Here is an 8,975-nt window from a genome sequence, read left to right on the forward strand (position 1 = left end):
ACCTTGGACCTCGATGCAATCCAGCAGATCTTCTTCCAGGAATGCGAAGAGGGCCTGGCCGGCATGGAAAGCGCCTTCGCCGCGCTTCGCGATCAGCAATATGACGGTGAGACGATCAACGGCATCTTCCGTGCGGTCCACTCGATCAAGGGCGGCGCGGGCGCGTTCGGGCACGAACGGCTGCAGGCCTATACCCATCAATATGAGCCGCTGCTCGATCTGCTGCGCAGCGAGACGCTGGCGCTGACTCCGGCGCTGGTCGACCTGATCGTCGCCGCATTCGACATGCTGGCCGATCATGTTGCCGCGGCGCGCGACGGCGGCGATGCGCCCGACGATGCCGCGATGCTCGCTCGCCTGATCGCGGCGTCGAGCGGGGAAGCGCCCGGCGCGGCCGATCCGGTCACCGAGGCACCGGCCGCGTTCGCCGAACAGGCGCCGGCCGGCATCAGCGACGATTTCGACGACCTGATGGCGATGCTCGACGATGTCGGCGGCGCGGCCGGTCCGGCAGACGACGACTATCTTCTGACCGCGGACGCGGTTACCCCGGGTTGGCTGCTCACCTTCCGTCCGCCGGCCAACGCGCTCGACAACGGCGGCGAGCCGCTGCTGCTGCTCCGCGAGTTGCAGCGGATGGGCGCGCAGGTCCTGTCGTGCGATGCCGACTCGCTGCCGCCGCTCGCGACGCTCGATCCCGAGCTGTCGTATCTGGCGTGGCGCATCTCGGTGCCGGCCGCGGTCGAGGAGGACGACATCCGTGCGGTGTTCGAATTCACCGATGGCTGCGCGCTGACGCTGGAGCGAGTCGCGGCGCTGCCGCCGGCGTCGCCGCCGACCATCGTCGTCGCCGCCGCGCCCGAGCCGGCACCCGCACCCGTCCCAGTCGCCGCGGTGCCGCAGCCCGTCGCCCCGGCACCGGCAGCCGTCACGCCTGCCCCGGCGCCGGCTCCCGCTCCCGTTCCGGCACCGGTTGCTGCGACCCTCGCCGCCCCGGCTGCCTCGCCGCGCCCGGTCGCCGCCGCCCCTGCCCCGCCGCCGACGCCGGTCGCGCAGACGATCCGCGTCGATCTCGACAAGCTCGATCGTCTCGTGAACCTCGTCGGCGAGTTGGTCATCACCCAGGCGATGCTCGCGCAGCGGCTGAGCGAGAACGACATGGCCGGCATCTCCGAGCTGACCGATCTCGATCACCTGACGCGCGAGTTGCAGGAATCGACGATGGCGATCCGCGCGCAGCCGATGAAGACCGTCTTCAGCCGCGTGCCGCGCATCATCCGCGAGCTGGAAGGCGAAACCGGCAAGCGCGTCCGCCTCGACATCGAAGGCGAGATGACCGAGGTCGACAAGACCGTCGTCGAGCGGATCGGCGAGCCGCTGACCCACCTGATCCGCAATGCGGTCGATCACGGGCTGGAAACCACCGAGGAGCGGATCAAGGCGGGCAAGCCCGAAACCGGCGTCGTCACGCTCTCGGCCGCGCATCATTCGGGTCGGATCGTCATCACCGTCGCCGACGACGGGCGCGGGATTGACCGTGCACGCGTCCGCGCCAAGGCGGTCGAACGCGGGATCATCCTGCCCGACGCGGTGCTCAGCGACGAGGAAGTCGACAATCTGATCTTCGCGCCGGGCTTTTCGACCGCGGCGACCGTCTCGAACATCTCGGGGCGCGGCGTCGGCATGGATGTGGTGCGCAAGAACGTCCAGGCGCTCGGCGGCCGCATCGGCATCCATTCGAAATTCGGGTCAGGCTCCAGCTTCTCGCTCAGCCTGCCGTTGACGCTCGCGGTGGTCGACGGAATGATCGTCACGGTCGGCGACCAGACGTTCGTGATCCCGCTCAGCCATATCGTCGAAAGCCTGCGGCCGTCGGATCGCTCGGTCACCGCGATCGGCATCAACGGCTCGGTCCTCGACGTCCGCGGCTCCTACGTGCCGATCTACCCGGTCGCCGAACAGCTCGGCATCGGCAGCGGCGAACGCGACCCGGAAAAGGCTGTGCTGATCGTCGTCGAAGGCGATCAGGGTCAGGCCGCGCTCTTGGTCGACTCGATCCAGGATCAGCGTCAGGTGGTCGTGAAGAGCCTCGAGGCCAATTATCAGGCGATCGACGGCCTGGCCGGTGCGACGATCCTCGGCGACGGGCGCGTCGCGCTCATCATCGACGTCGATGCGCTCACGTCGCAACGGTCGCGGCGCAGCCAGCTGGCGCACGCCGCGTGAGCGCGGCGCTCGCCATCCCGTCGGCCAAACGCGAGTTCGACTTCGCGCCCGCTGACCATCAGGCGATCGCCAAGATCGTCTACGACACGCTCGGCATCCTGTTGCCGGACGGCAAGTCGCAGCTGGTCTACGGCCGCGTCGCGCCGCGCGTGCGCGCGTGCGGGTTGACCAGCGTGTCGTCTTATCTGCGGGTGATCGAGCAGGACGAGGAAGAGCGCAACCGGATGCTGGATGCGCTCACCACCAACCACACCAGCTTCTTCCGCGAGGCGCATCATTTCGAGGATTTCGTCGAACGGATGTGGCCCACGCTGTCGCAGCGGCTGGTGAGCGGCGGACGCGTCCGGCTGTGGTCGGCGGCCTGCTCCAGCGGCGAGGAGCCGTATACATGGCTGATGGCGGCGCTCGGCCATGACCGGTCGGCGGCGCAACGGCTGCTCAAGGGCGATCTGCGGATGCTCGCCACCGACGTGTCGCCCAGCGTCCTCGATACCGCGCGTGCCGGCCGCTATTCGGCGGACACGCTGCGCACCGTGCCCGCCAAGCTGCGCGCGACCTGGGTCGACAATCGACTCACGGTCGATCCGGCGCTGCGCGAGGCGATCTCGTTCCGGCCGCTCAATCTGCTCGGTCCGTGGCCGATGAAAGGGCGTTTCGACGCGATCTGCTGTCGCAACGTCATGATCTATTTCGACGAACCCACAAAGGCCAAGCTGCAATCACGGCTGGCCGATCATCTGGAGACCGGGGGGATGCTGTACATCGGCCATTCGGAGCGATTGTCGCCCGATGTTGCGGCACGCTTCGACTGCGTGGGGCGCACCGCCTATCTGAAGGTGCGCGCATGAGCGTCCGTACCCTCGTCGTCGATGATTCGCTGACCATGCAGGCACTGATCCAGCGCACGCTCGCCAGCGATCCGCAGATCCAGGTCGTTGGCACCGCGTCCAGCGCGGAGGAAGCGCGCGCGCGGATCAAGGAACTCGATCCCGACGTCGTCACCCTCGACATCGAAATGCCGGGGATGAACGGCCTCGACTTCCTCGAACGGCTGATGCGGTTGCGCCCGACCCCCGTGGTCATGCTCTCGACGCTGACTTCGGAAGGCGCCGACGCCAGCATTGCCGCGCTGGAACTGGGCGCGTTCGAATGTTTCGACAAGCTGGCGCTGCGCCGCCCGGACGAGGCGATCCGCCTGCCCGCGCTGGTCCGCGCCGCCTCCGGTTCGCGCGGGCGCAGCGCCGCGGCGGCACCGCGCACGCCCGAACCGGCACCGCAGGCCGATTATACGCCCCGCGACCAGTCGATGATCGCGGTCGGCGCGTCGACCGGCGGCGTCGAGGCGCTCATCGAGCTGCTGTCCGGCTTCCCCGCCAATTGCCCGCCGACCGTCATCGTGCAGCACATGCCGCCCAGCTTCACCGCCAGCTTCGCCGCGCGACTCGACCGGCTGTGCAAGCCGAGCGTCGAGGAAGCGCGCGCCGGCGCGGTGCTGCGCCCCGGCAAGGTCTATCTGGCGCCCGGCGGCGATCAACACCTTGAAATCGCCGGCCCGGCGACGCGGCGCTACTGTCGCTTGCTGCCCGGCCCGAAGATGAGCGGGCATCAGCCTTCGGTCGACGTGCTGTTCCACTCGGTCGCGCGGATCGCCGGTGCCGATGCGGTCGGCGCGATCCTCACTGGCATGGGCGCCGACGGGGCCGAGGGGATGCTGGCGATGCGCCAGTCCGGCTCGGTGACGATCGGGCAGGACGAGTCGTCCAGCGTCGTCTACGGGATGCCCGCGGTCGCGCACCGCATCGGCGCGGTCGTGCAGCAGATGCCGCTGCGCCGGATCGCCGCCCGCCTGCTCCAGGAGTGTCGTGCATGACGGGGCTCGCGCTTCGCGACGGACTGCGCCGCATCACGGTCGCGCAGGGGGAAACGCGCGTCAGCGACGAAACCGACGTCGTGCTGACCACCGTGCTCGGCAGCTGCATCGCTGCATGTTTTTACGATCCGGTCGCCAAGGTAGGAGGTATTAACCACTATCTGTTAGCGGAGGGACATGCCTCCGATCCCGCCTCGATGCAGCGCTACGGCGTCTATGCGATGGAAGTCCTCATCAACGCGATGCTGGCGATGGGCGGGGTGCGGTCGCGGTTCAAGGCGCGGATCTTCGGGGGCGCGACGATGCGCACCGGTTTCCGCGACATCGGCGGCGACAACATCGCCTTCGCCCGTCGCTTCCTGCGCGACGAGCGCATCGCGCTGGTCGGCGAGGATGTCGGTGGCAGTGGCGCGCGGCGGGTCGAGTTTCGCCCGGCGCTGGGCCTCGCGCGCTGCAGGGTCGTGACCGAGCAGTCGGTCCCGGCGCCGGTGGTGCGGGTCCGCCCCGCCCCGCCGCCGCCCGCCACGCTCGGCGACGTCGAATTCTTCTGATCCCGCCCACTCCTTACGACCCGTATTCTGCCCAGGAGCCAGTACCCGTGACCAAGACGATCATGACCGTGGACGACTCGCCCAGCATGCGAATGCTGCTGCGCGCCGCGCTGACCGACCTCGGCTATCAGGTCGTCGAGGCCGAGGATGGCGTCCATGCGCTGGAGACGCTCGCCAGCTTCGACGAGGAGGACGAGCCGGACCTGCTCATCACCGACATCAACATGCCGCGCATGGACGGGTTCGGGCTGATCGAAAACGTCCGCGCCGATGGTCGTCGCACGCTGCCGATCCTGGTGCTGACCACCGAAAGCTCCGACGAGAAGAAGCAGCGCGCGCGTCAGGCCGGCGCGACCGGCTGGATCGTCAAGCCCTTCCACCCCGAAAAGCTCGCCGCCGCGATCCGGCGCGTGCTGCACTGATGTCACAAGGAACGAACCCTATGTCCCGTCAGCTCATCACCTTCCAGCTCGGCGATCAGTATCTGGGCGTCGACATCATGGCGATCCGCGAAATCCGCGCCTGGTCGCCCGCCACTCCGCTCCCGAACGTGCCCAGCCACGTTCGTGGCGTGGTAAATTTGCGCGGGGTGGTGCTCCCGGTGCTCGATCTGCGTCACCGGCTGGGCTGGGGCATGACCGATCCTACCGCGCGCCACGTCATCATCGTCGTGCGAATTGGCGAGCAATTGCAGGGCATTATCGTCGACGCGGTCAACGACATCGTCACGGTGCAGACCGAGGACATGCAGCCGCTCCCCGACATGGGCGACACCGCCGCCCAACAATTCCTCGACGGCCTGGCAACGATCGACCAGCGGCTGATCCTGGTACTGGCACTGGAACGGCTTGTGGAACGCGCCGCAATGGCCGACGCTGCCTGACAACACATAGTTAACGCGCGTAATTTAGGACTGGGTCATGGCTGGAACGAAAGTATTGGTGGTCGACGATTCGCTGACCATGCGCGCGCTGATCTCGGGGGCCCTTGAGCGGATCCCGGGTGTGGAAGTGGTCGGCATGGCCGATGGCGCCGCGGAGGCGCGCGGGCTGGTGGAAAGCAAGCGCCCGGACGTCATGACGCTCGACGTCGAGATGCCGGGGATGAGCGGTCTCGAATATCTCGCCGAGATCATGGACACCAAGCCGATGCCGGTCATCATGTTCTCGACCCGGACGCAGGACGGCGCGGCGGAATCGATCGAAGCGCTGCGGCTCGGCGCAATCGACTGCTTCCCCAAGCCGCGCGTCGCCGCGCCCGCCGAACTCGACGCGATCATCGCCAAGCTCGCCAAGCGACTAAAGGCGGCCAAAAAAGCCGACCTGAAGCCGAAGAGCGCGCCCAAGACCGCCAAGCACCCGCCGATCGACTGGAACGGTCGCCTGCTGCTGGTCGGCGGCGACGCGTCGAACACCAAGTCGATCTTCGACCTGTTCTCCGGCTTCCCCGCCAATTGCCCGCCGACCGTGGTCGTCCAGCATCTGGGGCCGGGCATGGTCGAGAGCATGGTCGAAAAGCTCGCCGAGCAATGCGCCGCCAAGGTGGTGGTCGCGGCCGACGGCATGAAGCCGGAACAGGGCACGATCTATCTCGCGCCGCACGGCGACGCGCACCTGGTCATCGACAGCTGGCCCAACGGCACGCTGCGCCTGCTCCCCAAGGACCCGGTCGCCGGTGAACGTCCGTCGATCTCGCTGCTGTTCGCCTCCGCGGCGAAGGCGGCGGCGGCGAACGCGGTCGGCGTGCTGCTGCTTGACGGCAACGAGGATGGCGCAGGCGGGTTGCGCGCGCTGAACGCGGCGGGCGGCTATGCCTTCGCCCCGGCCGAGAGCGGCGGCGGCTACACGCTGACGCGCGGGATGGTCTCGCAGCCGGTCGCGAGCGACGCGCTGGTCGCGGGCGTCATGAAGATGTGTTCGAAATGAGCGCCGCGGCGGGGCTGCCCCTGCCGACGGGGCGCGCGGCGACGGCCGGAGTGCCGCGGCCGCTGGCGCAGGCACTCGCCGCCGAGCTGGTGCTCGCGTCGAGCATGCTGGCCGATCTCGCATACGATCTCGGGAGCGACGGCGACACGCTGCGCCGCCACATGGCCAGCCTGCAACGGATCGACCATGTCACGCAGATGCAGCTCGCGATCGCCGACCTGCTGCGGACGTCCGATGGCGCGGACGGCGACATCGGTCAGGTGACGCTGCAGGACATGGCCGATCGGCTGCGCACGTTCCTGGCAGGCGAAGGGTCGGCCTAGGAGAGGTATAGAAGATCCACCCACCCGGTTGCTTTGGACGAGCGCCGGGGCGCGATTCCTGCCCGGCCGACGAGGGGCGGGAGCCCAACGTGCGGTGGCGATACCGCGTCGACGTCCACCGATGCCGGCTACACCGCCCCACTCGGTCCCCATCGGCGTGCGGCATTGCCCATGCGATCAGATCGGCTATGCTGGCAGCGTCACTATCAAGACGTTCGTTCCAAACGGAAATTCGTTGGGAGCTGGTCATGACGCTGCATTATGGTCGCACGATTCGCTGGATGCTCGCCGCCGGCGCGGCGCTGGTCACCGTTCCGGCATCCGCCACCGACGTACCGACCTATAGCGCGGAAGCTACCTTGATCGGCACGCCGCTGGGCGATGGCCGGTTCACGAGCACGACCGTCGGCAGCTATACGTCGAGCGGCAGCAGCACCCGCATCGCCTTCGACGGGGGCAATGTGAGCATGGTGAGCCATGCGGAAGGTATCCCGTTCGGCACCGATCCGGTGTCCGGCAAGCACCTCTATTCGGGTGCCGAGGCGGGCTCGTTCCTGTCCTTTTTCGCGGTCGTCGAAGGGCCGGCGAATGCCGCGCCGTTCTATCTGTTCTTCAACTATACCATGACCGGCTACGCCACCGCGGGCGGCTTCTACCGGGTGCATGCGTCGGCCACGAACCTCGATAATCCTTACGATCCGGCATATTCGGCGTCTCTCGACAACACCGCCTATTTCCCGCCGCGCACGCGACTGACCGGCTCAGTCGGTGGCAGCGTGGTGCATGTCGGCGATGTCGTCGCCTTCCTGCTCGTCACTTCCGCGCTGGCGTCGCCGGATGGTCCGTGCTGCTTCGGCTTTCCCGGCCCGATCACAAACCGCTTCGTTCAAACCGATGCGGCGATCACCGGATCCGTTGCGATCGATCCGGCCTATGCGGCGGTCGATCCCGATTATCTCAAGAACTTCCGGGTCAGACTGAGCCCCGGCATTGATCCTGCGGCGGTTCCCGAGCCCGCGACATGGATGACGTTGCTTGGCGGCTTCGCGATCATCGGCATGGCGCTGCGCCGTCGACGTCGCCACGGCGCCTTGTCATGATCGTGCGAAGGCAACCGGTACGAAAAGAGCGCCCCGTTGCCGGAGCGCTCCTTCGTACCGTCGGTCGGTTCGCCGCGGATCGCTTCCGCGATCCGGGCCGGTGCGAACCTTAGCGCTTCGAGAACTGGAAGCTACGACGTGCCTTGGCGCGGCCGTACTTCTTACGCTCGACGACACGCGGATCGCGCGTCAGGAAGCCTGCCGCCTTGACGGGCGCGCGCAGCGCCGGCTCGTAGCGGGTGATCGCCTGGCTGATGCCGTGCTTCACTGCACCGGCCTGACCCGACAGACCACCGCCCTTGACAGTGCAGATCACGTCGTACTGACCTTCGCGCTCGGTGATGCCGAACACCTGGTTGATGACGAGACGCAGCGTCGGACGCGCGAAATAGACTTCCTGATCGCGACCGTTGATCGTGATCTTGCCCGAGCCCGGCTTCAGCCAGACGCGCGCGACGGCATCCTTACGACGGCCGGTCGCATAGGCGCGGCCGTACTTGTCGATTTCCTGCGCACGCAGCGGCGCGCGCTGCACCGGCTCCTGCACGTCGCCGGCCAGATACGCATCGGCCGAGGTTTCGACCGGCGCGCCGTCGGTGGCCTGCTGCTGCTGCTGGAGCGCCGCACCCAGATCGGAAAGGGACTGGCGGTTGTCGGACATTATGCGCCCACCTTGTTCTTGCGGCTCATGGCCGCGATATCGAGGACTTCCGGGTTCTGCGCTTCGTGCGGGTGCTCGGCGCCCGCGAAGATCCGCAGGTTACGCATCTGCTGACGGCCCAGCGGGCCGCGCGGGATCATGCGCTCGACGGCCTTCTCCAGAACGCGCTCAGGGAACTTGCCCTCCAGCACCTTGGCGGGCGTGATGCCCTTGATGCCGCCGGCATAGCCGGTGTGCTTGTAATAGACCTTGTCGGTCAGCTTGTTGCCGGTGAAGCGCACCTTGTCCGCGTTGATGACGATGACATTGTCACCGCAAT

Annotated in this window: 11 protein-coding genes; 9 read left to right on the forward strand and 2 right to left on the reverse strand. The window is 67.6% G+C overall.

Annotated elements, in window-relative coordinates; translation table 11 throughout:
- The first annotated feature begins 3 nt into the window (after window positions 1–3).
- The 9 genes from AADI75_RS11125 to AADI75_RS11165 all read left to right on the forward strand — a co-directional run bounded on the left by AADI75_RS11125 (window position 4) and on the right by AADI75_RS11165 (window position 7,995).
- Entirely contained in the window at window positions 4–2,226 is a 2,223-nt protein-coding gene (locus tag AADI75_RS11125; protein ID WP_341209100.1) for a chemotaxis protein CheA, read from the forward strand.
- Window positions 2,223–3,074, forward strand: a complete 852-nt coding sequence (locus AADI75_RS11130) for a CheR family methyltransferase (protein ID WP_341209101.1) — start codon at window positions 2,223–2,225, stop codon at window positions 3,072–3,074. The genes AADI75_RS11125 and AADI75_RS11130 overlap by 4 nt, the downstream gene beginning before the upstream one ends.
- On the forward strand, window positions 3,071–4,096 hold the full coding sequence (locus tag AADI75_RS11135; protein ID WP_341209102.1) for a chemotaxis response regulator protein-glutamate methylesterase: 1,026 nt from the start codon (window positions 3,071–3,073) through the stop codon (window positions 4,094–4,096). The genes AADI75_RS11130 and AADI75_RS11135 overlap by 4 nt, the downstream gene beginning before the upstream one ends.
- Window positions 4,093–4,647 carry a chemotaxis protein CheD gene (locus tag AADI75_RS11140; protein ID WP_341209103.1) on the forward strand — a complete coding sequence of 185 codons (555 nt, stop codon included), beginning with the start codon at window positions 4,093–4,095 and terminating at the stop codon, window positions 4,645–4,647. Before AADI75_RS11135 ends, AADI75_RS11140 begins: the two co-directional genes overlap by 4 nt.
- Before the next feature lie 47 nt (window positions 4,648–4,694).
- Window positions 4,695–5,069 carry a response regulator gene (locus AADI75_RS11145; protein WP_028965252.1) on the forward strand — a complete coding sequence of 125 codons (375 nt, stop codon included), beginning with the start codon at window positions 4,695–4,697 and terminating at the stop codon, window positions 5,067–5,069.
- Window positions 5,070–5,089: 20 nt separating this feature from the next.
- Window positions 5,090–5,530, forward strand: coding sequence for a chemotaxis protein CheW (locus tag AADI75_RS11150; RefSeq protein ID WP_058756931.1), 441 nt, complete (start codon window positions 5,090–5,092; stop codon window positions 5,528–5,530).
- Between the two features lie 37 nt (window positions 5,531–5,567).
- Complete coding sequence (locus tag AADI75_RS11155; protein ID WP_341209104.1) at window positions 5,568–6,572, forward strand: chemotaxis protein CheB; 1,005 nt, start codon at window positions 5,568–5,570, stop codon at window positions 6,570–6,572.
- Window positions 6,569–6,895 (forward strand): hypothetical protein, encoded by a 327-nt coding sequence (locus AADI75_RS11160; protein WP_341209105.1) that lies wholly within the window; start codon window positions 6,569–6,571, stop codon window positions 6,893–6,895. The genes AADI75_RS11155 and AADI75_RS11160 overlap by 4 nt, the downstream gene beginning before the upstream one ends.
- 248 nt (window positions 6,896–7,143) lie before the next feature.
- Window positions 7,144–7,995 (forward strand): PEPxxWA-CTERM sorting domain-containing protein, encoded by an 852-nt coding sequence (locus AADI75_RS11165; protein WP_341209106.1) that lies wholly within the window; start codon window positions 7,144–7,146, stop codon window positions 7,993–7,995.
- 109 nt (window positions 7,996–8,104) lie between these two features.
- Here the strand turns inward: AADI75_RS11165 and rpsI are convergent, their stop codons facing one another.
- Together rpsI and rplM are read right to left on the reverse strand one after the other, a co-directional pair.
- Window positions 8,105–8,656 (reverse strand): 30S ribosomal protein S9, encoded by a 552-nt coding sequence (gene rpsI, locus AADI75_RS11170; protein WP_028965247.1) that lies wholly within the window; start codon window positions 8,654–8,656, stop codon window positions 8,105–8,107.
- Window positions 8,656–8,975, reverse strand: a 320-nt coding sequence (gene rplM, locus AADI75_RS11175; protein ID WP_341209107.1) for a 50S ribosomal protein L13, incomplete at its 5' end; no start/stop codon positions are given. The genes rpsI and rplM, both read right to left, overlap by 1 nt.

Origin of the sequence: uncultured Sphingomonas sp. (assembly GCF_964021865.1) — a bacterium.
Taxonomy (GTDB): Bacteria; Pseudomonadota; Alphaproteobacteria; order Sphingomonadales; family Sphingomonadaceae; genus Sphingomonas.